This is a genomic window from Tumebacillus avium (assembly GCF_002162355.1).
GTDB lineage: Bacteria > Bacillota > Bacilli > Tumebacillales > Tumebacillaceae > Tumebacillus_A > Tumebacillus_A avium.
Window position 1 is genome coordinate 2,111,382 of sequence record NZ_CP021434.1, and the last position, 22,777, is coordinate 2,134,158.

General features: G+C 56.7%; 23 protein-coding genes. 18 read left to right on the plus strand and 5 right to left on the minus strand.

Going from position 1 to position 22,777, the window contains the following annotated elements; translation table 11 throughout:
- The first annotated feature begins 50 nt into the window (after positions 1-50).
- Positions 51-2,294, plus strand: coding sequence for a DEAD/DEAH box helicase (locus CBW65_RS10120; RefSeq protein WP_087456687.1), 2,244 nt, complete (start codon positions 51-53; stop codon positions 2,292-2,294).
- 55 nt (positions 2,295-2,349) lie between these two features.
- Here the strand turns inward: CBW65_RS10120 and CBW65_RS10125 are convergent, their stop codons facing one another.
- A complete protein-coding gene (locus CBW65_RS10125) occupies positions 2,350-2,625 on the minus strand; it encodes a hypothetical protein (RefSeq protein ID WP_087456688.1) in 276 nt (91 codons plus the stop codon).
- 170 nt (positions 2,626-2,795) lie between these two features.
- Between CBW65_RS10125 and CBW65_RS10130 the strand changes: the two genes are divergently transcribed.
- Positions 2,796-3,011 carry a hypothetical protein gene (locus CBW65_RS10130; RefSeq protein WP_087456689.1) on the plus strand — a complete coding sequence of 72 codons (216 nt, stop codon included), beginning with the start codon at positions 2,796-2,798 and terminating at the stop codon, positions 3,009-3,011.
- Between the two features lie 73 nt (positions 3,012-3,084).
- Here the strand turns inward: CBW65_RS10130 and CBW65_RS10135 are convergent, their stop codons facing one another.
- Entirely contained in the window at positions 3,085-3,519 is a 435-nt protein-coding gene (locus tag CBW65_RS10135; RefSeq protein WP_087456690.1) for a MarR family winged helix-turn-helix transcriptional regulator, read from the minus strand.
- Between the two features lie 92 nt (positions 3,520-3,611).
- Between CBW65_RS10135 and CBW65_RS10140 the strand changes: the two genes are divergently transcribed.
- Positions 3,612-4,796 carry an MFS transporter gene (locus CBW65_RS10140; RefSeq protein ID WP_087456691.1) on the plus strand — a complete coding sequence of 395 codons (1,185 nt, stop codon included), beginning with the start codon at positions 3,612-3,614 and terminating at the stop codon, positions 4,794-4,796.
- Between the two features lie 47 nt (positions 4,797-4,843).
- Here the strand turns inward: CBW65_RS10140 and CBW65_RS10145 are convergent, their stop codons facing one another.
- Positions 4,844-6,628, minus strand: a complete 1,785-nt coding sequence (locus CBW65_RS10145; RefSeq protein ID WP_087456692.1) for an SLC13 family permease — start codon at positions 6,626-6,628, stop codon at positions 4,844-4,846.
- Between the two features lie 125 nt (positions 6,629-6,753).
- Here CBW65_RS10145 and CBW65_RS10150 point away from each other — a divergent pair, with 125 nt between their 5' ends.
- The 3 genes from CBW65_RS10150 (at position 6,754) to CBW65_RS10160 (ending at position 9,637) form a co-directional block, all read left to right on the plus strand.
- Positions 6,754-7,275 (plus strand): P-loop nucleotide/nucleoside kinase family protein, encoded by a 522-nt coding sequence (locus CBW65_RS10150; RefSeq protein WP_087456693.1) that lies wholly within the window; start codon positions 6,754-6,756, stop codon positions 7,273-7,275.
- A 10-nt stretch (positions 7,276-7,285) separates the two neighbouring features.
- On the plus strand, positions 7,286-7,894 hold the full coding sequence (locus tag CBW65_RS10155; RefSeq protein WP_157721873.1) for an AAA family ATPase: 609 nt from the start codon (positions 7,286-7,288) through the stop codon (positions 7,892-7,894).
- Between the two features lie 96 nt (positions 7,895-7,990).
- Positions 7,991-9,637 carry a glutamine--tRNA ligase/YqeY domain fusion protein gene (locus CBW65_RS10160; RefSeq protein ID WP_087456695.1) on the plus strand — a complete coding sequence of 549 codons (1,647 nt, stop codon included), beginning with the start codon at positions 7,991-7,993 and terminating at the stop codon, positions 9,635-9,637.
- Between the two features lie 71 nt (positions 9,638-9,708).
- On the opposite strand, the gene CBW65_RS10165 is transcribed toward CBW65_RS10160, so the two are convergent.
- A complete protein-coding gene (locus CBW65_RS10165; RefSeq protein WP_087456696.1) occupies positions 9,709-9,972 on the minus strand; it encodes a hypothetical protein in 264 nt (87 codons plus the stop codon).
- 59 nt (positions 9,973-10,031) lie between these two features.
- Between CBW65_RS10165 and CBW65_RS10170 the strand changes: the two genes are divergently transcribed.
- The 8 genes from CBW65_RS10170 (at position 10,032) to CBW65_RS10205 (ending at position 17,176) form a co-directional block, all read left to right on the plus strand.
- Positions 10,032-10,412, plus strand: coding sequence for a DUF309 domain-containing protein (locus CBW65_RS10170; RefSeq protein WP_087456697.1), 381 nt, complete (start codon positions 10,032-10,034; stop codon positions 10,410-10,412).
- A gap of 72 nt (positions 10,413-10,484) precedes the next feature.
- Entirely contained in the window at positions 10,485-11,774 is a 1,290-nt protein-coding gene (locus CBW65_RS10175) for a ribonuclease H-like domain-containing protein (protein WP_087456698.1), read from the plus strand.
- 18 nt (positions 11,775-11,792) lie between these two features.
- A complete protein-coding gene (locus CBW65_RS10180; RefSeq protein WP_087456699.1) occupies positions 11,793-12,899 on the plus strand; it encodes a GGDEF domain-containing protein in 1,107 nt (368 codons plus the stop codon).
- Positions 12,900-13,005: 106 nt separating this feature from the next.
- Positions 13,006-14,274 (plus strand): adenosylhomocysteinase, encoded by a 1,269-nt coding sequence (locus CBW65_RS10185; RefSeq protein WP_087456700.1) that lies wholly within the window; start codon positions 13,006-13,008, stop codon positions 14,272-14,274.
- Positions 14,275-14,314: 40 nt separating this feature from the next.
- On the plus strand, positions 14,315-15,028 hold the full coding sequence (locus CBW65_RS10190) for a gamma-glutamyl-gamma-aminobutyrate hydrolase family protein (RefSeq protein ID WP_087456701.1): 714 nt from the start codon (positions 14,315-14,317) through the stop codon (positions 15,026-15,028).
- A 106-nt stretch (positions 15,029-15,134) separates the two neighbouring features.
- The gene (locus tag CBW65_RS10195; protein WP_087456702.1) at positions 15,135-16,310 is read left to right on the plus strand and encodes a M20 metallopeptidase family protein; all 1,176 of its coding nucleotides are present in this window, start codon (positions 15,135-15,137) and stop codon (positions 16,308-16,310) included.
- A 377-nt stretch (positions 16,311-16,687) separates the two neighbouring features.
- Positions 16,688-16,909 carry a DUF1659 domain-containing protein gene (locus tag CBW65_RS24185; protein ID WP_232463478.1) on the plus strand — a complete coding sequence of 74 codons (222 nt, stop codon included), beginning with the start codon at positions 16,688-16,690 and terminating at the stop codon, positions 16,907-16,909.
- A 51-nt stretch (positions 16,910-16,960) separates the two neighbouring features.
- Positions 16,961-17,176 carry a DUF2922 domain-containing protein gene (locus tag CBW65_RS10205; RefSeq protein ID WP_087456704.1) on the plus strand — a complete coding sequence of 72 codons (216 nt, stop codon included), beginning with the start codon at positions 16,961-16,963 and terminating at the stop codon, positions 17,174-17,176.
- A gap of 53 nt (positions 17,177-17,229) precedes the next feature.
- Here CBW65_RS10205 and CBW65_RS10210 read toward each other — a convergent pair whose 3' ends face one another.
- Positions 17,230-17,484, minus strand: a complete 255-nt coding sequence (locus CBW65_RS10210; protein WP_087456705.1) for a YuzB family protein — start codon at positions 17,482-17,484, stop codon at positions 17,230-17,232.
- A 203-nt stretch (positions 17,485-17,687) separates the two neighbouring features.
- Here CBW65_RS10210 and CBW65_RS10215 point away from each other — a divergent pair, with 203 nt between their 5' ends.
- The 4 genes from CBW65_RS10215 (at position 17,688) to CBW65_RS10230 (ending at position 22,672) form a co-directional block, all read left to right on the plus strand.
- Positions 17,688-18,989 carry a VTT domain-containing protein gene (locus CBW65_RS10215; protein ID WP_087456706.1) on the plus strand — a complete coding sequence of 434 codons (1,302 nt, stop codon included), beginning with the start codon at positions 17,688-17,690 and terminating at the stop codon, positions 18,987-18,989.
- A gap of 79 nt (positions 18,990-19,068) precedes the next feature.
- Positions 19,069-20,031 (plus strand): cation diffusion facilitator family transporter, encoded by a 963-nt coding sequence (locus CBW65_RS10220; RefSeq protein WP_087456707.1) that lies wholly within the window; start codon positions 19,069-19,071, stop codon positions 20,029-20,031.
- A gap of 74 nt (positions 20,032-20,105) precedes the next feature.
- Positions 20,106-20,471 carry a BsuPI-related putative proteinase inhibitor gene (locus CBW65_RS10225; RefSeq protein WP_087456708.1) on the plus strand — a complete coding sequence of 122 codons (366 nt, stop codon included), beginning with the start codon at positions 20,106-20,108 and terminating at the stop codon, positions 20,469-20,471.
- Between the two features lie 185 nt (positions 20,472-20,656).
- Positions 20,657-22,672 carry a discoidin domain-containing protein gene (locus CBW65_RS10230; RefSeq protein WP_087456709.1) on the plus strand — a complete coding sequence of 672 codons (2,016 nt, stop codon included), beginning with the start codon at positions 20,657-20,659 and terminating at the stop codon, positions 22,670-22,672.
- Positions 22,673-22,777: the final 105 nt, after the last annotated feature.

Here is a 22,777-nt window from a genome sequence, read left to right on the forward strand (position 1 = left end):
GTTACGGAACATCTGTTCTCTTGAAGGGATGATGAGGTTTGTCGATCGATATGCTTCTTGATGAGTGGAAGCGCACCCCCTCTTTTATCCAAAATGTCACCCATTGGCGCGTCTACCCCGGTCAGGAAGCGGTGTATGCCGATTTTCCTGCGGCGATGGATGCGCGGATCGGCGAGGGGCTGATCAAAAAGGGCATCCGTCAGCTGTACTCGCATCAGGCGGAAGCTTTTTCGCAGGTCAAGGCAGGTCAGAACATCGTGGTGGTCACGCCGACCGCTTCGGGCAAGACCTTGTGCTACAATCTCCCGGTGCTGGATCACTTGCTGCAGGACCCGGAGGCGCGGGCGCTCTACCTGTTCCCGACCAAGGCGCTCTCCCAGGATCAGATGAAAGAACTGCACGAGATGGTGGAACATCTGGAGCAGGAGATCAAAACGTTCACTTATGACGGCGACACTCCGGTCACCGCCCGGCAGGCGATCCGCCAGGCCGGCCATATCGTGGTGACCAACCCGGACATGCTGCACTCGGGGATCTTGCCGCACCATACCAAGTGGGTCAAGCTGTTTGAAAATCTCAAGTATGTCGTCATCGACGAGATTCATATGTATCGCGGCGTGTTTGGTTCACATGTGGCCAACGTCATCCGCCGCTTGAAGCGCATCTGTAAATTCTATGGTTCGAACCCGCAGTTTATTTGCTGCTCGGCGACGATCGCTAACCCGCGGGAACTGGCGGTGGAGCTGTTTGGCGAAGAGTTTCGGCTGATCGATCAGTCGGGCGCGCCGCGCGGCGAGAAGCATTTTATCTTCTACAACCCGCCGGTCGTCAACCAGCAGCTCGGCATCCGCCGCAGCTCCCTGCTCGAAGCGCGCAAAGTCGCGACGCAGTTGCTCAAGCGCGAAGTGCAGACGATCGTCTTCACCAAGGCGCGGACGCAGGTCGAAGTGATGCTCACTTATTTGAAAGAATCGACCGCAGGCGTCGTGCCGAGCAAAGCGGTGCGCGGCTATCGCGGCGGTTATCTGCCTACAGAGCGGCGCGAGATCGAGCGCGGACTGCGCAGCGGCGATGTGCGGGGCGTGGTCTCGACAAACGCGCTGGAGCTCGGCATCGACATCGGCTCGTTGGAAGCGTGCGTGATCACCGGCTATCCGGGAACGATCGCTTCGGTCTGGCAGCAGGCCGGCCGGGCGGGGCGCCGTCATGGCAAGTCGGTGACGGTGATGGTCGCGTCTTCCGCGCCGCTCGACCAGTATATCGTCCAGCACCCGGAATACTTTTTCGAAGGGTCGCCGGAGCATGCCTGGGTGCATCCGGAGAATCTGATCATCCTCGTCGACCATTTGAAATGCGCGGCGTTTGAGCTGCCGTTTGAGCCGGACGAGCAGTTTGGCGTGGCGACGACGCCGGAGATCCTCGACTATCTGGTTGAAGAGCGCGTGCTGAACAAGGCGACCGACCAGCGCTACTACTGGATGAACGATGCGATGCCAAGCCATGATATTTCCCTGCGCTCGGCGGCACAGGAGAACGTGCTGATCATCGACATGACCGAGCAGAACCGCGTGATCGGCGAGACCGATAAATTCTCCGCGTTGACCACTCTGCATGAAAAGGCGATCTACATCCATGAAGGCGTGCAGTTCCAGGTGGAAAAGTTAGACTTGGAATATGGCAAGGCTTTTGTGCGCAAGGTCGACTCCGACTACTATACCGACGCCGAGCTGGCGGTGAACCTGCGGGTGCTCGATGAGTTTCGCGAGGAGCCGGACGAAGCGGTGCGCCATGGCTTCGGCGAAGTGATGGTCAATGCGATGCCGACGATCTACAAGAAGATCAAGTTCGATACGCATGAGAATCTGGGCTGGGGCAAGATCCATCTCCCGGAGGCGGAGCTGCACACGATGTCGTATTGGCTGGCGTTTGATGAGCCGTTGACCAAGGACATGACCAAGGAAGAGATCGAAGCCGGTCTCGTCGGCACGGCCAACCTGTTAAAAGGCGTGGCGCCGTTGTACCTGATGTGTGCGCCGGGCGACTTGCATGTGCAGCCGCAGGTGCGGGCGATGCACACGAAAGCGCCGACCGTGTTTTTGTACGATTCGTATCCGGGCGGCATCGGGCTGTCCGACAAGTTTTATCAAGTGCGCCGCGATGTGATCCGCACGGCGCTCGACATGCTGGAAGGCTGCTCTTGCGAGCATGGCTGTCCGTCCTGTGTCGGGCCGGTCGAGATCGTCGGCGACAAAGGCAAAGCCACGACGCGCCGCTTCCTGCAGGCGGTGCGGTAAAATGGGCAACAAAAAACTCTTCCTGTCACGGGGCGTGATGGGGAGAGTTTTTTTGTTACGCAATGTTTGCGTACACGATGAGCAGCAAGCCGCTGAGATAGAAGGAACCGACGATCGGGCAGCGGCTGTTCCTGCTCTTGATCAGCGGCGACATCGACCGGATCGCGCCGCTGACGACCAGCAAGAGCCCAGTCATGAAGAAAAACAAGGATTCCTGCACCGCCAAGGCCCCGTCGATCACAAAAAACCGGTAGGCGATGGCGGCAAGCGCATTCCAGAACACGGTGTAAAGCAGCAGGTACAGCAGATAACTCCCGGATGATTGCGTCATTACATCCCCCTCCCCTTCCTTATCTATATTCATAAAACCGGAGAGTTGGTACTCTTACACGTGTTCAGAATTTTGCTTCTTATTTTTCTATCAAAATGAGAGGAATAAAAATAGTAGAGCGGGGCATACTCTATATCAAGAGAACAAAAACCGGTCTGGAGGGATTGAAGATGGCTCATGAAGAAGTGTTGAAATCGTTCTACGCAAGACTCAAAGGTGTGGCAAGCGACGGGTTGACCCGCATTGTCGATCTGGCGAAGGAAGTGGGGATGAGTTACCGCGTGCTTCGGGATCTCTTCGCCTCGTCCGGGCTGGAGATGTTCTGGATCGGCGGAAAAGCGTTTGTGTATAGACATGAAGCGGTGCGAGTGCTGACGGCCTCTTAATTTGATAACGACAGGAAAAGGCGGCCCCGCTAGCAGGCCGCCTTTTTGCTGTTAATTGGTGGAGTTTTGGAGATCATTTGAAGGAGTCGTTAAATTTGCTCAAGAGCTCGCCAAACTGCTGGCGCTCTTCGTCCGACCAGGTATGTAAACGCTCGGTGATGCGGTCGATGCGGGCTTGTTTGGTGCCGGCGTATTCGTGAGCGCCCGCTGGGGTCAGTTGGAACGTGAAGGCTCGGCCGTCCTCCGGGTCGGGGATGCGGGTGACGTAGCCTTTTTGTTCCAGTGCGGTCGCTTGGCGGGAGGCGGTGGAGATGTCGAGGCGGAGTCCTTCGGCCAGCGTTTTGACCCCGGACGGTCCGTGGTCGGAGATGTAGTGCAAGAGCAGATAAGCGGATCGGTCGAGATTGCCGAATTTTTTCTGATTGGTGGCGAGCGACGTGATGTTGCGGACGAGCTTCGCCAGCTCCAATTCCAGCACTTCCAAGTTTTCCAGGGACTGCAGGTCCATCTTGATCACCTCATGTTGACATCTTATAACAGAAAGTTGTATGATGCAAATACATTGATTGCATCATACAACTAGATTGCGGGGGTAACTTCATGTCTCAGGACAGCCTTTTGAAACAGCCCAAAGCGGTGTGGGCGGTGTTTTTCGCCGGGATCATCGCGTTTATGGGGATCGGGCTGGTCGACCCGATTTTGCCCGCCATTGCGAGCAAGCTGCATGCTTCACAGAGTCAAGTGACCTTATTGTTTACCAGTTATAATGCGGTGATGGCCGTCGCGATGCTGATCACCGGCGTGGTGTCGTCGCGGTGGGGCATCAAAGGAACCTTGTTGGCGGGGATCATCACGATTGCCCTTTTTTCAGCGCTTGGCGGCTTCTCCAATGATATCGGGACGCTGGTGGCGCTGCGCGGCGGATGGGGTCTCGGCAACGCATTGTTTGTGGCAACGGCGCTGACGGCGATCGTGTCGCTTTCGAACAGCGGCACGGCGCAGGCGATTATTTTGTATGAAGCGGCGATCGGCCTTGGCATCTCCGTCGGGCCGCTGTTGGGCGGCTGGCTGGGCGCGATGTCGTGGCGCGGGCCGTTTTTGGGCGTGGCGGTGCTGATGGGCGTCGCGTTTGTGTTTCTGCTGTTCATGATGCCCAAACAGGCGGGCCAAGCGACAAAAGCGAAAACATCGCTGCTCGAACCGTTCCGGGCGATGAAACACCGCTCGCTGCTGGTGTTTGGTTTGACGGCCTGCTTGTACAATTTTGGCTTCTTTACCTTGCTGGCCTACGCGCCGTTTGTGCTGGGGCTGGATGAGCATGGCTTGGGCTTCGTGTTCCTCGGCTGGGGCATTTTGCTGGCCGTCACTTCGGTGTTTATGGCGCCGAAGCTGCAGCAGCGCTACGGCACGGTCAAATCGATGGGCGCGATGCTGGGGCTGTTTGCTGTGCTGCTCCTCGTGATGGGGATCTGGACGGACACGCAATGGGTGACGATCGCCTGCGTGGTGTTCGCAGGCGCCTTGCTTGGCAACAACAACACGCTGATCACGACGGGTGTGATGAACGCTGCGCCGGTCGAGCGTTCGACCGCATCGGCCGCATACAGCTTCCTGCGCTTCATCGGCGGGGCGATCGCACCGTTTCTGGCGGGCAAACTGGCCGAGTGGTACAATCCGCATGTGCCGTTTGTGGTCGGCGCGGTGTTTGTGTTTGCTTCGGTCGTGTTGCTCATGCTGAACAAGAAGCATGTGCAGCATGTTGATTTGGTTGAGGCAGGGCATTAAGCATCAGAAAAGGCGGCTCGCAGAACATTGCGAGCCGCCTTTTTGTTTTAAAACGGCCAGACCAGCGGCACGAGCAGCATGGTCACGGCGAACGTGATCAAGGTCATCGGGACGCCAAATTTGATATAGTCGCGGAAACGGTACCCGCCTGGCGCCATGACGACGAGGTAGACTTTGTGGGCGATGTAGGTGAGTGGCGCGGCGTTGACGCCGGTGATCAGCCCGAAGATCAGCGGGATGGGAGAGACCCCCATCGCCGTGGCGGTCGAAATGATCACCGGGGCGAGGAGCAGGGCGGTCGCCGTGTTCGACAGCACCTGTGTGATCAGCGCGCCCAGCCAAAACGTGACGGCGAGCAGGGCGTAGGGGCCGAGGCCGCCGACGCCGTTGATGATGCTTTGGCTCATCAGGTCGATCAGCCCGGTTTCTTTCATCGCGGTGGACAGCGGGATCATCGCGGCGACAAAGACGAGGATGTGCCATTCGACGGAACGGTAGACCGAGTTCATGCTCATGATCTGGAACAGCACGAGCAGCCCGACCGCCAAGACGGCAGAGATGGAGATCGGCAGAGTTTCTGTCGCCGAAAGCAGCAGCATCAGCGCGAGGACGATCAAGGCCAGCGGGCCTTTTTTCCGCGTCTGCGGGTTGTGCGAAGTCTGCGAGATCATGATCAGGCCGGTGTCTTCGCTCAGCTCTTGCATGCTGTCCCGCGAACCTTGCAGGAGCAGCATATCCCCGACGCGCAGCCGCGTGGTCGCAAGCGAGCGGGAGATGGCGTGCCCGTCGCGGTAGATGGCGACGACGGTCACGTCAAATTTTTCGCGAAACCGCAGTTGCTGAAGCGTCCGCCCGACAAAATCGGAGCCGCTGCGGACGATGACTTCCCCGGCGAGGTGGATGTCGGTCTCTTCCATCGAGCGGTGGACTTCCTTTTGTACCGATACGTCCGGGGTGGAGCGCAGTTTCAGCAGGTCGTCGCGGGAGGCGGTGACGAGCAAAATGTCGCCCCGGTGCAGGACGGTGGCGGCGCGGACGCGGTAGACAGAGTCTTCGCGCAGGATGCGGAGGATGTTCAGTCCGTTTTCTTTTAAGAACGAGATGTCTTTTAGCTTCTGGCCGTGCCAGGCGGACGTTTCGGTGACGAGCAGTTCGGTCAGATACTCCGGCACGCCGATCATCGGGCGCGATTGCTCCGTTTCCCCGGTGACGGTCGGCAGCACCCAGCGTCTGCAGAGCACGACGTACAAAGTGCCGAGCGTCAGCAGCGCGATGCCAAGCGGCGCGACAGAAAACAGCGATAAGGACGGCTGGCCCGCTTCGATCAGCGCGTGATTGGCGACGATGATCGAAGAGGAGCCGACGATGGTGAACAGGCCCAGCGTGGAGGACAACGCCAGCGGAAGCAGCATGCGCGAGGCCGGGATTTTGTAACGTTGTTCGAAGCCAAGCACGACGGGCAGGAAGACGGCGACGATGGCGAGGTCGGAGATGAACGAGGAGAGCAGGCCGACGAGGATCATCATCACCGGCATCAGGCGGTGTTCGGTGCGTCCGCCGATGCGCGTCATCCAGACGGCCAAACGGTCGGCGATCCCGGTGCGGACCAGCGCTTCGCCGATCGCCAGCATCGCGGCGATGACGATCACCGCCTCGCTGCCAAAGCCGGCCCAGAGGTCTTTTTCTTTGACAAGCCCGCCAAGACCAAGCGCGAGGAGGATGAAGATCCCGATCACGTCGATGCGGACTTTGTTGCTGACGAGCAGAATGAGTACAATCAAGAGAATGGAGAGTGTCTGCCAAGCTCCTGGAGTAAGATCCGGTATGCTCATTCAGATACCCCCTTTTTATAGGAATTCGTAAAAGTTGGCATTTTTTAGTCCTGTGAGCATATATAGGCTTTCCGTTTTTCCAGATCTGATACAATAAAAGGATTCGGTACGAGGAGTTGAGCGCGATGTTTTTTCTGCAAATGTCTGGCGTCCCAGGTTCCGGCAAGTCGACACTCGCCCGAGCGGTCGGCAAAGCGACCGGCGCGGTGGTGATCGACCATGATATCGTCAAGTCGGCCCTGCTCCAGTCCGGCCCGGCCGATCTGGATGCAGGGAGAGCCGGGATGATGTCGTATGAGATCGAGTGGGCGTTGATCGATTTTCACCTCTCCCAAGGGCAGAGTGTGATCCTCGACAGCCCCTGCCTGTATGACGTGATGGTCGAGCGGGGCACAGCGTTGGCGGAGAAGCATCACGCTACCTATAAGTATGTCGAGTGCGCCCTTGATGACATCAAAGAAGTTGATCACCGTCTGAGGACCCGTCAGAGAATGATCAGCCAGAATGATCGAGTACCGTCGGAAGAAGTTTTCCGCAAAGCGTTTGCAGGGAGCAAGAAGCCCGGGGATGTGCCGTGCTTGATCGTGGATACGTCAAAGGCGTTCGAGAGTTATCTTGATGAGGTGCTGAGGTATGTGGAGGGATAAAAACAGGAGCATGATATTTCTAAATGAGGCACTTGGCAAAAAACAACCCGGCCAGCGCATGCTGCTGGGCATTGACGGCTTGAGCGGGGCGGGGAAGACGACGCTGGTGCAGGGGCTGGTGACGGAACTGGAGGAGCGCGGCATCGAAACGGCTGTGTTGCATATCGACGACTTGATCACCGACCGCAGCACGCGCTACGGGTCGGGGCAGTCGGAGTGGTATGAGCATTACCGGCTGCAATGGGACGTGGCGGGCATCGCGGAAAACGTGTTTCTGGCGTGGAAGCGCGGGGATCGGCAGTTGAAGCTGGGCGTGTACGACTACGCCAAGGACATGGTGCAGCGGCAGACGCTGAAGGTACCGCAGGACGGCCTGTTGATCGTCGAAGGGGTGTACCTGCAGCGCAAGGAATGGCGGGACTTTTTTGATTATCTGCTGTACATCGACTGCCCGCGCGACATCCGCTTCGAACGGATCACGCGGCGCGGCGGGCAGGACCTGCACGACCCGGCGCGGATTGAACTGTACAAACGGCGCTATTGGGCGGCGGAAGATCATTATGTGCTGACCGAACGACCTCGGGAACGGGCCGACTTCGTTTGCGAATTGTCTGAATAGAGCGTTATAAAATTACAACTTTCCTCCGAACCCGCTTTTTTTGTATGATAGAAGCAAACTATTGGTGACTACAGTGCATCCGGAAAGGTGATACCTATGGAAAATACATCGAACTCTTCCGACTTTATCAGGGAGATTGTCGCGGAGGACTTGGAAACAGGCAAGGTCAATACAGTCGTTACCCGTTTTCCGCCGGAACCGAACGGTTATCTGCATATCGGACATGCGAAGGCGATCTGCATCAACTTTGAGATCGCCAAAGATTATAAAGGCAAAACCAACCTGCGCTTTGACGACACGAATCCGGTGAAGGAAGATGTCGAGTACGTCAACGCGATCAAAGAAGACGTGGCCTGGCTTGGCTTCCAGTGGGACGGACTGTTTTTCGCATCCGATTATTTTGACGAGATGTACAACCGCGCCGTGCTGCTGATCAAAAAGGGCCTGGCCTATGTCGACGACCAGTCGGCCGATGAGATCCGCCAAACGCGCGGCACGCTGACCGAACCGGGCCAGAACTCGCCGTTCCGCGACCGCTCCGTCGAAGAGAACCTCGAATTGTTCGACCGCATGCGCCAAGGCGAATTCCCGGACGGCACCCGCGTCCTGCGCGCGAAGATCGACATGGCGTCGCCAAACATCAACCTGCGCGACCCGGTCATCTACCGCATCTCGCACGCGACACACCACAACACGGGCGACAAGTGGTGCATCTACCCGATGTACGCGTTTGCACATCCGCTGGAAGACTCGATTGAAGGCGTCTCCCATTCCTTGTGCTCGCTGGAGTTTAAAGATCAGCGTCCGCTGTACGACTGGGTGATTCGCGAATGCGAAATGCCGCACATCTCGCGCCAGTATGAATTTGGCCGCCTGAACCTGTCCCAGACGATCATGAGCAAGCGCTTCCTGAAGCGTTTGGTCGACGAAGGGGTAGTCGACGGCTGGGATGACCCGCGCATGCCGACCATTTCCGGCGTTCGCCGCCGCGGCTTTACACCGGAAGCGATCCGCGCCTTTGTCCGCGAGATCGGCGTTGGCGTCGGCAGCGGCGAAGTGGATTACAAAATGCTTGAGCACTACATCCGCGAAGACCTCAAGCTGAAAGCGCCGCGCACGATGGGCGTGATTCGTCCGTTGAAAGTCGTGATCACCAACTATCCGGAAGACAGCGTGGAACTGCTCGACGCGGAAGTCAACCCGGAAGTGCCGGAGATGGGCACCAAGCAAATTCAGTTCTCGCGCGAGATCTACATCGAGCAGGACGATTTTATGGAAGAGCCGCCGGCGAAGTATTTCCGCCTGTTCCCAGGCAATGAAGTGCGCTTGAAAAACGCGTATTTCATCAAATGCAACGATGTGATCAAAGACGAAAACGGCAACGTGGTCGAATTGCATTGCACCTACGACCAGGAGACGAAGAGCGGAAGCGGCTTCTCCGGGCGCAAAGTCAAAGGCACGATCCACTGGGTCGATGCGAAAAGCGCCGTTCCGGCAGAGTTCCGTCTCTATGACTCGCTGCTGGCCGACGAGACTGACGCCGAAGACCTGCTGGAGCGGATCAACCCCAACTCGCTGGAAGTGGTGAACGGTTTTGTGGAGGCCGGCCTGAAAGATGCGGCGCCGCAAGACAAGTTCCAATTTTTCCGTCACGGCTACTTCAACGTCGATCCGAAGCACAGCACGGCAGATCATAAAGTGTTCAACTTGATCGTATCTTTGAAGAGTTCGTTTAAGATCTAGGATGTTATAAGAAATAGACGGCTCGTGTGCAGCGAGCCGTCTTTGTTATTGGTATCCTGTTATTAGTAGCTCTAAGGCCTGACATCCGCCATGATGCTCATATAGGAAAGCGTGGTCACTTCGGCATCCCAGTTGACGATTTGGACGTGGTTGATCGGGGTGTTGGGGTGGTGGCGCTTGATGTAGGAGTAGAGGTAACGGTCGTCGAGCGGGTTATCCATGCGGCCGAGCTCTGCGGCGAACTCGACGTCTTGGTCGGCACGGGAGAGGTATAGGGTCAGGACAATACCGTTTTCATTTTCGCGCAGGAACTCATGGACGACTGTGATTGGCATTGGGGTTCCACCTCAGATCTGATCATTTGTTTCCAGTATGGACAAAGGGAGGGCAACTCATGAACGAAATCACCCGCGAGTTTGTGCGGCTCTTTAATACAGAACGGGACTTTTACGAGTGTCACGAGATCTTTGAAGAAGCCTGGAAGGCCGAAGCTCAGGAACCGCTGAAGTCCTACTACAAAGCGATGGTGCAGGTCGCCACCGCCCAGTTTAAGCTGAACCAAGGCTACATGAACGGCTTCCGCAAATTGTACGGCTTCTGCTTCCCCGTCTTGGAAAGCCTGCCTGCCGTCTACCAGGGCCTCGACATCGAACGCCTGCGCACCGAATTTACCGCCCAACTGCACCAACTTCCCGCAGACGCCTACATCACGCCGGGCACGTTTCAGGAATATGGAATTCAGTATTTATCACTGGGAATTGTGGAAATTATTTAATAAAAGGTCATTCGACATTTGTGTCGAATTGTATTTTGTCAAATTGTGTTTAGAATCGGAAGGAGGGTTGGGATGCGGAGTTTGCGAGACCGGCTGAAGAGCTACAAGAAGGATATGGCGCTTGGGGATGCGGAAGTCAGGCTGGAAGAGATGGTGCAAGAAGCGGAGTCGCTGACCGGTGAACTGCCGGAGACGGCGGTGGAACGGGCGCTTCCGGGCGTCGAGCAAGAGACGCCGTTTGGACCGTGCTACTACCGTGATGTTCGCTTTGATGTCCTGTCTGCGCACGGCCATTATCCGCTCGCCCGCACCCGCCACCTTCCGCTTTCGGTGCTATATGGAGTCTGCAAGATCAAAGAGAGTCCCGCCGAATGGGACAAGGTCTGTTTTTTTGATACGGAGACGACCGGGCTCGGTTCAGGGGCCGGGAATTTTATCTTTTTGTTCGGGATCGGCTTTTACGAAGACGATGAATTTATCGTGCGTCAGTATTTTTTGCGCAGCTATGCGGAAGAGCGGGCGGTGCTCTATGCCTTGTCCGATCTGCTCTCGCGCTTTGAAGTCATGGTGTCGTTTAACGGCAAGGGGTTTGACTGGAAGCTGCTTGAGACCCGCTTTACGCTGGCCCGGCTGGAACTCCGGCCGGTGCTGCACCTCGACTTGCTCCCGCCCGCGCGGCGGCTGTGGAAAAAGGTGCTCAAGAATTGCAAGCTGATCACGCTGGAACAGGAAGTGCTCGGGTTTGCCCGCGAAGATGACACGCCGGGCAAGATGGCGCCGGAATTGTATTTTGCTTATCAGACGGACGGGGATGCCCGCCCGCTGGTCGGCATTTTCACCCACAACGTGCATGATATCTTGACTTTAGCAACTCTATCTGCGCATATTGGACTCTTAGTGGAACAGCCTTTGCACATGGCGACCCATCCGGAAGAGCTGTTTGGCCTCTCCAGATGGTACGACGAGTGGGAAAAAAGCGACTCCAGCGTCGCCTGCCTCGTCAAGGTGTCCGAGATGGAAGAGCAGGACTATGCTTGTGAAGCGCTTTGGAAACTGTCTCTGTTCTATAAGAGAAGGGGACAGTATGACAAGGCGGTTTTGCTTTGGCATGACCTGCTGGACGGGGAAGGCATGTGGAAGACTGCGCCGCGCATTGAGTTGGCCAAATACTATGAGCACAAGGCACGGGACTTTGCCCGCGCCCTTGCGCTTACGAATGAGACGATCGAAGTCGTGCAGAGCAGGCGTTCCATCCTGCGCACGCAGCGGCTTGATCATGAGCTGCATGAGCTCAGCTATCGTCGGCAACGACTGCTGAAAAAGTGCGGCGGGGTAGTGGTTGAAGGGGAATTGGGATTGTAGAGTGAGGAGGCACTTTGTTTGCTTACGGGTACTTTTCTTGGTGCTATGATCACCAATGCTTCCGTGATGATTTCCTTCGTATTTCTGCAACACTACATCTATTTGCGTTATGTCGAAGGAAAATCGGAGCGGTATCGCACTGTGTATGGAATCATCGTCCATGGACTTGCCGGGCTGTTGTCGATGCTCTTTGCTTATAAATTAGAAAACGGCGCGATCGTCGATACGCGGATCGTTCCGCTCTTGTTGATGTTTATCTGGAGCAAGCGTTATCTCCCGTGGGCGCCGTATGCGACGGCCGCGCTGATCGTCTTGTTTCGCTTTGGCATCTCGACGGGCGCCGGCGCGTTTGCTTCGCTGCTCAACCTGATCGCCATCGCGCTGATCTTGGGCTTTATCAACTCGATGTGGCTGAGCAAGCAGCAGTTCCGCGTGCGGGCCTGGACGATCACGGTCGTCGGCAGCATCATCAACATCATCATGGCCGGTCTCGTCGGCGCGATGCCGATGATCGACTTTATGCAGCAGTTCGCGGCGACCGTGTTTATCGTGCACATCGTGACGATGATCGCGATGGTCTTTACCTACCGCGCGATCTTCCGCGAGATGCGGGTGCACACCGAATTGCGCGAGACGGCGGAGACCGATTTTCTGACCGGGCTGCAAAATCGCCGCATGCTCGACCGGACGATGGACGAGCAACTGACCGTCGCGTCGCGTGCCGATGCCGAGCTGTCGGTGGCTTTGATCGACATCGACCACTTCAAGAAGGTCAACGACACGTTTGGGCACGAAGCGGGCGATGAAGTTTTGCAGCAGGTCGCGCAGTTGATTCAAAACAACGTGCGCTCATACGACCGGGTCGGCCGGTACGGGGGCGAAGAATTTATGATCGTCTTCCCGCACCTCGGCAAGCAGGCGGCGAGCGAGATCTCCGAGCGCGTGCGCCAGGCGATCGAGACGGCGGAGATCGTGACGTCACAAGGGTTCCATGTGCACGTCACCGTCTCGATCGGCGTGGCGACCCACAAGGAGTCGCGCGGCGATATGCTGAAGACGAAAGCGGATGAGCGCTTGTATCAGGCAAAAAACAGAGGGCGCAACCGCACGGTGAGCGCCGGATGAGCACAGGGCCGATTTTTCCTGATTGGGAGAAATCGGCCTTTTGTAGTACAATGGTAGTTGATGTAATTCGAGCAATCCAAATCATTTACATAGAGGTGACTTTTCCATGTCGACAGCGCTTCAGAACTCCATTATCAAAGATATCAACCTCGCTCCGTCCGGTCATTTGAAAATTGACTGGGTTGCGCAGCACATGCCGCTTTTGAATACCCTGAAAGAACAGTTTGAAAAAGATCAGCCGTTCAAAGGCAAAAAGATCGTCATCTGCCTGCACTTGGAAGCGAAGACCGCATACCTCGGCCTGCTGGTGAAAGCGGGCGGCGCAGAAGTTGCGATGTGCGCGTCGAACGTGCTCTCCACGCAGGACGATGTGGTGGCGGCGCTCGTCGACCGCGGCATCACTTGCTTTGCGATCCACGGCTGCTCGCATGAAGAGTACATGGATCACATCAACAAGGCGCTCGACTTCGCTCCGGACGCGATCATCGACGACGGCGGCGACCTCGTCTCCACCCTGCACAGCGATCCGAACCGCGCTGAGCTGATGAAAAACATCATCGGCGGCTGCGAAGAGACCACGACCGGAATCCTGCGCCTGAAAGCGCTCGATAAAGAAGGCGCGCTGCAGTTCCCGATGGTGGCAGTTAACGACGCGTTCTGCAAATACCTGTTTGACAACCGCTACGGCACCGGCCAGTCGGTGTGGGACGGCATCATGCGCACCACCAACCTCGTCGTCGCGGGCAAAACTGCTGTTGTCGTCGGCTACGGCTGGTGCGGCAAAGGCGTGGCGATGCGCGCGAAAGGCCTCGGCGCACGCGTCATCGTCACCGAGATCGACCCGATCAAAGCGGTGGAAGCGATCATGGACGGCCACGAAGTGATGCCGATCGTCGAAGCGGCGAAACACGGCGATTTCTTTGTTACCGTGACCGGCAACAAAGACTGCATCACGAAGGACGCGTTCGAAGTGATGAAAGACGGCGCGATCCTCTGCAACGCCGGCCATTTCGACGTGGAGATCTCCAAGCCGGATCTGCATGCGTTGTCCACCAACGTCCGCGAAGTCCGCAAGAACATCGAAGAGTTCACCTTTACGGATGGCCGCCGCGTGTTCCTGCTGGCAGAAGGCCGTCTCGTCAACCTGGCAGCAGGCGACGGCCACCCGGCAGAAGTGATGGATATGACGTTTGCCTTGCAGGCGATGGGCCTGCGCTGGATCGTCGAAGAAGGCAAGAACCTCGACCCGCACGTCTACACCGTGCCGGAAGAGATGGACAAATACGTTGCCAACCTGCGCCTGCAAACGTGGGGCGTCGGCATCGACAAACTGTCCGAAGAGCAAGCGCGCTATCTCGATTCCTGGGCTGAGTAAGTCGATAACCTGCTTGTCTAACTGGAGAGGAGCAACAACCATGCAACCATTGATCGGGGTGACCGGGTATCTCCACCCTTATTCGCGGGAAGTGGCGGGTGTCTTCGTCGGGGAAGGCTATACCAATGCACTGGCTGAAGCCGGTGCGGTGCCGCTCGCCGTTCCGTATTTGGAGAAGGAAGAGCAAGTCCGCGCCTTGGCGCACAAGTTAGACGGCCTGCTGCTCGGCGGCGGGGTCGACATGGACCCGACTTTGTTCGGGGAGCAGCCGGTGCCGGGCAATGGCGAAATGTGCCCGGAGCGCGATTGGCTGGAATCGATCCTGTTCGATGAGATGCAAAAGCAAGGCAAGCCGGTGCTGGGCATCTGCCGCGGCGTGCAGGTGATCAACATCCTGCTCGGCGGCACGATCTACCAGGACCTCCCGTCGCAAAAAGACGGCGAACTGATCCAGCACAGCCAAAAGGCGCCGCGCTGGTATGGCGCGCATCACGTCAATGTGACGGAAGGCTCCAAACTTCATGAGATCTTCGGCGCGACCCGCATCCGCACCAACACCTATCACCACCAGGCGGTGCGCGACGCGGCGCCGGGGCTGATCGTGTCGGGTGTGGCAGATGACGGTGTGGTCGAAGCGATCGAGCGTCCGGACGGCCCGTTCCTGCTCGGCGTGCAGTGGCACCCGGAGAACATGTGGCGCAAAGATGCGACGGTGCTCCGCCTGTTCGAAACGTTTGTTGCAGCCTGCAAATAATCTTTGTATCTTTGTCAGCTAAAGACCTCCTGAGGGAGGTCTTTTTTCTTGCGATCACATATAATAGAATTAGAGATTATTAAAAGAGTAAACGGAGGTCGGACGAATGAAAGAGTTGATCGCACAGAGGCTGCAGGAATTATATCCGAAACTGGTGGAGACAAGACGGGATTTGCACCGCCATCCCGAGCTGGGTTTTCAAGAGGTGCGGACGAGCGGGATCGTCGCCGAGTGGCTGCGGGGGCTGGGGTTGGAAGTTGAGACCGGCATCGCGCAGACCGGGGTGGTCGGGCGTTTGCGGGGCGGACGTCCGGGCAAGACGGTGGCGCTGCGGGCCGATATGGACGCGCTGCCGATTCAGGATCTGAAGACGTGTGACTACGCCAGTCAGGTGCCGGGGAAGATGCATGCTTGCGGGCATGACGCCCACACGACGATCGTGCTGGGGGCAGCGACGCTGCTCTCCGAGCTGCGCGAACAGATCGCAGGCGATGTGCTGTTCATTTTCCAGCCGGCCGAAGAAGGGCCGGGCGGCGCTGCGCCGATGATCGAAGCGGGGGTGCTGGAAGGTGTAGACATGGCGTTTGGCATCCACATGGCGCCGATCGCGCCGGTCGGCATCGTCGCCGTCTCGCCAGGTCCGGTGATGGCGTCTGCCGATGAGTTTCGCCTGACCATCCGCGGCAAAGGCGGGCATGCCGCTTACCCGCACATGGCGCTCGATGTCATCCCGGTCGCAGCGCAGGTGGTGACCGCCTTGCAGCAGATCGTCTCGCGGGCTGTCGATCCGACCAAGACGGCGGTGCTGACGATCGGCACGATTCAAGGCGGCACGAAAAGTAACGTCATCGCCGACAGCGTCGAGCTGACCGGCACGGTGCGCACGTTCGACCCGCTGCTGCGCGAAGAGCTGCCCAAGCGCATCGAAAGCATCGTCAGCGGCATCGCGGCGGGCTTTGGCGCGTCGTATGAGCTGGACTACCAGTTCAAGTACCCGGTGCTGATCAACCACGGCGAAGCGGCGCAGTTGATGCGCGAAGTTGGTGTGGAGCTGTTTGGCGAAGGGCGGGTGCTCGATGTGCCGCCGCAGATGACCGGCGAAGATTTTGCCTATTTTCTGCAAAAGGTGCCCGGGTGCTTCACGTTCCTCGGCTGCAAACATCCGGAGCCGCTGGTGGCCGACTACAATGTGCACCATCCGGCGTTTGACATCGACGAGCGCGTGCTGCCCCTTGGGGTGCAGCTGCTGACGGCGGGAGTCCTGACCTACCTGTCGAGATAAACGCCCGTTTTTGGCCGATACGGGACAGATGTCATGTACAAAAAGACGGACAAACGCATTTACTGTACTAACTCAAGAGAACACCTTGAGGGAACGAATTAACCCAGCTCTGAAAGGGGGTCTGTTCCATGTACGGTGCATTCGGCGGATACACTCGTTGGGCGGTTGTTTTCCTGATCATCTTCGTCCTGTTCTTCCTGCTCGTTCCGGGCTACTACGGCGGCGCTCAACAAGGCTGCTAATCGCTTACTTCGATGCAAGCTCCAGTCGGCATTGTGCTGACTGGAGCTTTTTCGTGTTTGGCTGTCCCCGATTGGGGCGGTTCTCTGCATAGAGAAGGTGTAACCACAACACAACCCACGAGGAGGGCAACAGACATGATCGACATCAACCAAGGTTTCTCCAGCATGGTGCTCCGCCTGCAGGCCGGCACAGACGAAGAGGGCAACGGGGTGTACAAAGACAAGTCGTACCCGCGTGTGCTCCCGACGGTAACGCCTGACGACCTGTACCAGATCGGCGAAGCGCTGGCCTCGCTGTCGGCATGGCGCCTGCATTTCATCCAGCGCGTCGACCGTGAAGATCTCGTCCGCATCTAGTTCATCGTTCAGCAAGAGCAAAGCTTTTCAAAACTCCCGGAGGTGACCCCCATGAAACGCGAACTCGAACTGTACTTCCTGACCGACATGAACAAAAAAGTCAAAATCTCGATCCCGGAACCGAAGCCCGACATCACCTCGGCGAACGTCAGCGCCGTGATGGACCTGATCCTGCAAAAAGGCGTCTTCGGATTCGCCCAAGGCCGCCTGATCGGAAAATCTTCCGCCCGCATCGTCGAGACGGAGATCGCCGATATTGCGATCTAGCGGCAAACATACAAAAACCACCTGTCCATCACGGCAGGTGGTTTTTTGTCATACTATTTGAGAGAGTCTTCTATATTCATATCAGGGCGTATTTTATCCAGGAGTTCTTCTTTGGTCTTGGCTTCATACAGCCAGCGGTCATCGGCGAGGATAAAGGGGTGCTTGTAGCAGTCGCCGCAGTTGCCGAGGCAGCCCCAGCGCTGGCCTTCAAGATCTGGATGTTCGGCCTTTAACTGCTCGATGACCCAGTCGGTCCCCTTGTCGAGGTTGCCGATGCATACATCTATTTTTTTAATTTTTCGGCTCATGTCGGTTCATCCTTCCAGTCCTTTTTGGGAAGGCTATTTCCCAAGGGTATTGTAACACAAAAAAAAGAGAAGAATCGCTATGTATTGCCCTCTCAAAAGGTGATACAATAAAAGAGAAACTTGTCGAAAACGCGCGAAGTTGTAAAATTTCGATAATTGATACCTGAATCAGTACCCTGCAGCGTGAAGGAGGGGGAGTCACTATGTTCCATTGGATCATGGAAATGTTGATGGACTACGGTTGGATCGGATTGTTGATCGTCTCACTCGCTGAAGCTTCGTTTCTCCCCGTCGCACCTGACTTGATTTTGATACCGCTTACCGGCGGCGCTCCCGATCTGGGCTTCTTGTACGGAGCGATCGCGGTGGCAGGCTCTGTGTTAGGCTCTTTGTTTGGGCACTTTATCGGCTCGAAGGCGGGCGCGCCCATCCTGCGCAAGTTTATGTCGGAGGAGCGGCTGGCCACCGTCCAGCGCATGTTTGAGCGCTGGGGCATCTGGGCGATCGTCATCGCCGGGCTGATCCCGCTTCCGTTCAAATTGTTCACCATCGCCGCCGGCGTGTTCAACCTGCGCCGCCTGCCGCTGATGATCGGCGCGCTGATCGGCCGCGGCATCCGCTTTTTCGGACTGGTGTTGCTCGTGCGCCAGATCGGCGTGATCAAGATCCCGGAAGGCTTGGAAATGCAGTTTTTGATCGGCCTGCTCATCGTAGTGGGCATCGCCGTGCTGTGGTATTACCTGAAATCGAAAAAAGGCGTCTGGCTGCGCGTGCGCCTGACCGGGCTGCTGAACTTTTTCCGCAAGGATTTCCTGACCCCGGTGCGACGCGGATCGCGCCGCGGCGTTCTCTTTCTGGTCGCCGGGATCATGGCTTCACTGATCGCCGCTACGCTTGTCGGCGATGTCGTATCCGATTTCCTGCAGAAGTTTGATGAAAACACGTATCTGTGGGTGCAGCAGACCCTGCATCCGACGTGGGGCTTCCCGGCCAAAGTCGTCGACTGGGCGTTCTCGGTGCCGGTCGTGATCTTCGGCTATCTGTTCGTATCGTTTGTGCTGTTGTTCCATCTGCGCAAATCTGCGAAAATGCGGCTGTTCTCCGGCCTCGTGATCGGCATGCTGATGATCCAGGTCTCGTTCCGCTACTTCTTCCCGGCTACGGTGGAATCCACCGTCGACATGCTGCTGGAAGTGACGGGCAACACGCTGACCTTGCACACGCTGCCCAGCGGCCAGGTGATGGCGGCGATCGTCTTGTACACGTCGCTCGCCTACATCGTCTGGCAGACGCAAAAGCTGTGGTGGTCGCGCATCCTTGGGCTGCTGGTCGCTTTCTCGCTGATCATCATCGCCCCGTTGTCGCCGGTCTTGATCGGCGATCACTCGCTGTCCTCGACGATGGGCGGCTTGACGGCAGGCATCCTCTGGATGATCGGCTGCCTCGTCACCCGGATCATCTACCGCTCGGTGGAGCGCGGGAAGTATAAAATCACACATGAGTAGAAATGGGGAGGGAGCCGACTAGTCGGCTCCTTTTTTAGTTATCATAAGGACAACCAACTACATAGGGAGCGAACGCGAAATGTTTGAACTTCTAAAACGCGGCAATACCTCTTCGCTGATCGCCGCCACGGGCAATGCTGTGCTGGCGCTGATCAAAGGACTGGCTGCAGCGTACAGCGGGAGCAGCGCGATGTACGCTTCGGCGATGCACTCGGTGGCCGACGCGGTCAACCAGGGCTTTGTTTACGGCGGCAGCGTGCTGGCGGAGAAAAAGCCGACCAAGCGCTTTCCGACCGGCTTTGGCCGGGTGATCAACGTGTTTGTGATGGTTGCGGTGATCGTGGTGACGATCATGGCGGTGGAGACGATCGAGAAAGGCTGGGAGATCATCCACCACCCGAAAGTGTCGGGCGAGATCTGGCTGAACGCGTCCCTCTTGGTGTTATCGATTCTCGTCGACGGCTTTATTTTGATCAAAGCGATGAAAGAGATCGTCCATGAAGCGCGCATCGAGCAGGAGCCCGGGCCGCTGCCGGTCAAAGCGGTGAAAAATCTGCGGCTGGCCTCGCCGCCGACCCGGCTGGTCTTTTACGAGGACTGTGTGGCAACGCTGGGGGCGTTTCTGGCTTTGGTGGCGGTGGTGTTGGCGCCGCTGACCGGCTTTTACGCGCTGGAAGGCTATGCGGCGATCGCCATCGCCTGCCTGCTGCTCCTGGTGGCGTTTCGCGTCGGCTATGACAACATGGTGGGTCTGATCGGCGTCGCCGCTCCGAAAGTGGTCGAGGACAAAGTCGCCGCGATCATCCTGAGCGACCCGGACGCGGTCGATATCAACAAAATGCGCATCCTGCAGGAAGGCCGCTACTACCATGTGGAAGCGTACGTCGAGCTGCGCAAAGGGATGTCGCTGGCCGATGCGGACGATGTAAAGTTGCGCATCCAGTACAAACTGACCGCCGACCCGGACATCGGGGATGCGACGATCGGGATCTTGGAAGACAACGATGTGTTGGACTGGAATCCGGAAGAAGCGCATGTCTGACAATTGTACGTGCTAGAAATGCAGGATGATGAGTATTTATTTAAAAAGGACTCTTGGAAACGGAGGAACTTTTGATGCTCATCATCCGCACGGATAAGACGACATACCGGCCCGATGAAACGGTGCTCATGACGCTGCTCTTGCAAAATGATGGCGAGGAGGCGCGCGAGTACCGTTTTTACACGGCGCAGCGCTTCGATGTGACGGCAGAGCGGGAGGGGCAAAAGCTCTGGCAGTGGAGCCATGACCGCCTGTTTGCCCAAGTGCTGACGACGCTGGTCATCCTGCCGGGCGACTCGCGGGTGTTCAAGGCAGAATGGAAACAGACAGACCCCCGCGGCCGCAAAGTCCACCGCGGCTTGGTCACGCTGAAAGGCTGGATCATCGGCACGGGCGAGCGTGCGGAAACGCAGATCGAGCTGACCGGACGAATTGGATAGATGGGCGGAAAGCGAACAGGCACCCTCGGCGGAGGGTGCCTGTTTGTTGTAATTGGTGTAAAATACGAATTTATTGTTGATTCAAGTCAAAGTGTGATCTATCATTAAAACACGGTTAGGCTTTATGTTTCACTACAGTATTATTTATATACTTCAACCACATCGAATAATCAGGAGGTACTAGAATGAAAGCGATCAAGCTTTTTGCAGGTGCTGCCGTGCTGGCAGGTGTATTGGTTCCGGGAAGTATCGCGATGGCAGCGGGGTCTTACACGGAGGATTTGACGGGACCGCAAGGATCCCCCAACGGCACAATCTTTTTTAGCGATGAATTGGAGTATTGGGGCGGCTCCTATACGGCTTATTTGGCCCGCAATGCATTTGATAACATCATCGACGAAAGATATTGGAATGCGGAGGCGAAAACCGGACACATCGGGTATCAGTTTGCTCAACCGCAAACGATCACCAAGTACACGATGCGCTGGTCTGCTTTAAGCGGCTGGCAGTTCTATATGCCAAGAGACTGGACCTTCGAAGCTTTGGATCCGGTAACGAACCTTTGGGTGGTGCTGGATTCCCATACGAACGTGACCGATTGGAGCGGCTCTTTAAAGAAGGAGTACACGTTCCAGAACACGCGCAGTTATAAGTCGTACCGTATCAACTACACCAGGTCGAATACGACAAATAACTTCTCCGGCATCGGCGAGGTCGAAATGATGGCTTCCTTGCCAAGCGTGCAGCTTGATGTGGATGTATCCGATACCACGCTTTATGGCAGCGAGAATGTGGACGCGTACGTGGTGTCCCGCAACGCGACCGGGTTGGCAACGGAAGAAGTGACAGTCTCCTATGATGACAGCAGCTTCACCCTCGGCGAGATCACGCCTGAGCCGGGCTTCACAATCATTTCCAAGAGTACGCCCGCGCCCGGCCAGATCAAAGTCAAACTGACCAGCAACGGCACGGTCTTCAGCACGACGGCAGAAACGCGAATGTTTAAAATTGGCCTGATGTCCAAAGGCGTGAACAAAACGGCCCGCATCGAAACAATCGGCGGGTCGGCAACAGACAGCGCAGGCAACGTGCTCGCCGCATCGTTTGGCGGTGAAAACGTCGCGATCACCACCAAGGCGGGCGATTTGAACTTCGACGGCTACATCACCGTGTCCGACGTGGCGCTGGCAGCATCGGTATACGGCAGTTACAGCGCGCAGTTGCCGAATGCAGATGTGAACGGGGACATGCTGGTTGACGACACCGATCTTAATTTGATCGGCAGCAATGTCCAATGGCCGGTCATTCCGGATGGCGGACATACTTACACGATGGATTTGACCCAAGGCGGCTTTGTACGTGCGAGCAGCACGCATTCGAGCTACAGCTACTACCAGCCGAAATTTGCTTTTGACGGCGACACAACATCCGGATATTACTGGAATGCCGGCACCAAGGTCCCCTCAGGCTGGCTGGAATACACCCTTCGCACGAAGATGCCGGTGAACAAGTATTCGCTGCTCTGGCAAAAACATACAGGCTACGAGTCGTACATGCCGAAAGACTGGACATTCGAAGGGTGGGACGATGCTGCCCAGCAATGGGTCGTTCTTGACAGCCGACAAGATATCGCAGGCTGGGCGACCGGCAGCAAACGCGAGTTTGAATTTAATAACAGCGTGAATTACGACAAGTACCGCATCAACATCTCCGCATCGAACAATGCGACGTATGTAGGAGTCGGCGAAATGGAGATGTTCTCGAAAATTGGTGTTGACTCACCATGGATTTCGGCGCATCTGCTAAAAGGAGAGTATGCGGCAGGAGAAACGATTGAAGCATATTTAGAAGTGCAGGGTCCAGTAGATACGCTGGCTCAAGATGCAACGGTTACGTTCGACGCTGACATGATCGATTTTGTCGATGCCGTACCGGTCGGAAACGGCGTAAAAATCGTGAAACAAGAATCGACCGGCTTGGGCAAAATGCACTTCGTGCTCGCAAACACAAGCGGTTCGATCATGAATCCGGACCCGATGCTGAATTCGAACTTGATCAAAATGAACTTCAAAGCAAAAGAAAATGTATCGGGTGAGAGCGTGCTCAGCCTGCTTGTCAATTCACTTTACCTGGGGACGAAGCAAGGCGCCGATATCCATTCACAAGGGAGCGGAGTCGACTTCCGAATCTTGCAGCCCTAATCGAACAGCATTCTCTTTTCAGATACGGACATCTTCCGCAGATGTCCGTATCTTTTTTGTTCCTAAAAGTGGTAAACTAGGAAGATAAGGAATGAATGAGTTGCG

Coding starts and splice junctions, on each gene's coding strand:
- CBW65_RS10210 (WP_087456705.1), bottom strand. CDS start 17,484: ATGAGCCGAAAAATTAAAAAAATAGATGTATGCATCGGCAACCTCGAC.
- CBW65_RS10220 (WP_087456707.1), top strand. CDS start 19,069: ATGTTTGAACTTCTAAAACGCGGCAATACCTCTTCGCTGATCGCCGCC.
- CBW65_RS10120 (WP_087456687.1), top strand. CDS start 51: ATGCTTCTTGATGAGTGGAAGCGCACCCCCTCTTTTATCCAAAATGTC.
- CBW65_RS10215 (WP_087456706.1), top strand. CDS start 17,688: ATGTTCCATTGGATCATGGAAATGTTGATGGACTACGGTTGGATCGGA.
- CBW65_RS10195 (WP_087456702.1), top strand. CDS start 15,135: ATGAAAGAGTTGATCGCACAGAGGCTGCAGGAATTATATCCGAAACTG.
- CBW65_RS10150 (WP_087456693.1), top strand. CDS start 6,754: ATGTTTTTTCTGCAAATGTCTGGCGTCCCAGGTTCCGGCAAGTCGACA.
- CBW65_RS10135 (WP_087456690.1), bottom strand. CDS start 3,519: ATGGACCTGCAGTCCCTGGAAAACTTGGAAGTGCTGGAATTGGAGCTG.
- CBW65_RS10160 (WP_087456695.1), top strand. CDS start 7,991: ATGGAAAATACATCGAACTCTTCCGACTTTATCAGGGAGATTGTCGCG.
- CBW65_RS10125 (WP_087456688.1), bottom strand. CDS start 2,625: ATGACGCAATCATCCGGGAGTTATCTGCTGTACCTGCTGCTTTACACC.
- CBW65_RS10185 (WP_087456700.1), top strand. CDS start 13,006: ATGTCGACAGCGCTTCAGAACTCCATTATCAAAGATATCAACCTCGCT.
- CBW65_RS10190 (WP_087456701.1), top strand. CDS start 14,315: ATGCAACCATTGATCGGGGTGACCGGGTATCTCCACCCTTATTCGCGG.
- CBW65_RS10145 (WP_087456692.1), bottom strand. CDS start 6,628: ATGAGCATACCGGATCTTACTCCAGGAGCTTGGCAGACACTCTCCATT.
- CBW65_RS10230 (WP_087456709.1), top strand. CDS start 20,657: ATGAAAGCGATCAAGCTTTTTGCAGGTGCTGCCGTGCTGGCAGGTGTA.
- CBW65_RS10175 (WP_087456698.1), top strand. CDS start 10,485: ATGCGGAGTTTGCGAGACCGGCTGAAGAGCTACAAGAAGGATATGGCG.
- CBW65_RS10155 (WP_157721873.1), top strand. CDS start 7,286: ATGATATTTCTAAATGAGGCACTTGGCAAAAAACAACCCGGCCAGCGC.
- CBW65_RS10205 (WP_087456704.1), top strand. CDS start 16,961: ATGAAACGCGAACTCGAACTGTACTTCCTGACCGACATGAACAAAAAA.
- CBW65_RS10170 (WP_087456697.1), top strand. CDS start 10,032: ATGAACGAAATCACCCGCGAGTTTGTGCGGCTCTTTAATACAGAACGG.
- CBW65_RS24185 (WP_232463478.1), top strand. CDS start 16,688: ATGATCGACATCAACCAAGGTTTCTCCAGCATGGTGCTCCGCCTGCAG.
- CBW65_RS10130 (WP_087456689.1), top strand. CDS start 2,796: ATGGCTCATGAAGAAGTGTTGAAATCGTTCTACGCAAGACTCAAAGGT.
- CBW65_RS10225 (WP_087456708.1), top strand. CDS start 20,106: ATGCTCATCATCCGCACGGATAAGACGACATACCGGCCCGATGAAACG.
- CBW65_RS10140 (WP_087456691.1), top strand. CDS start 3,612: ATGTCTCAGGACAGCCTTTTGAAACAGCCCAAAGCGGTGTGGGCGGTG.
- CBW65_RS10165 (WP_087456696.1), bottom strand. CDS start 9,972: ATGCCAATCACAGTCGTCCATGAGTTCCTGCGCGAAAATGAAAACGGT.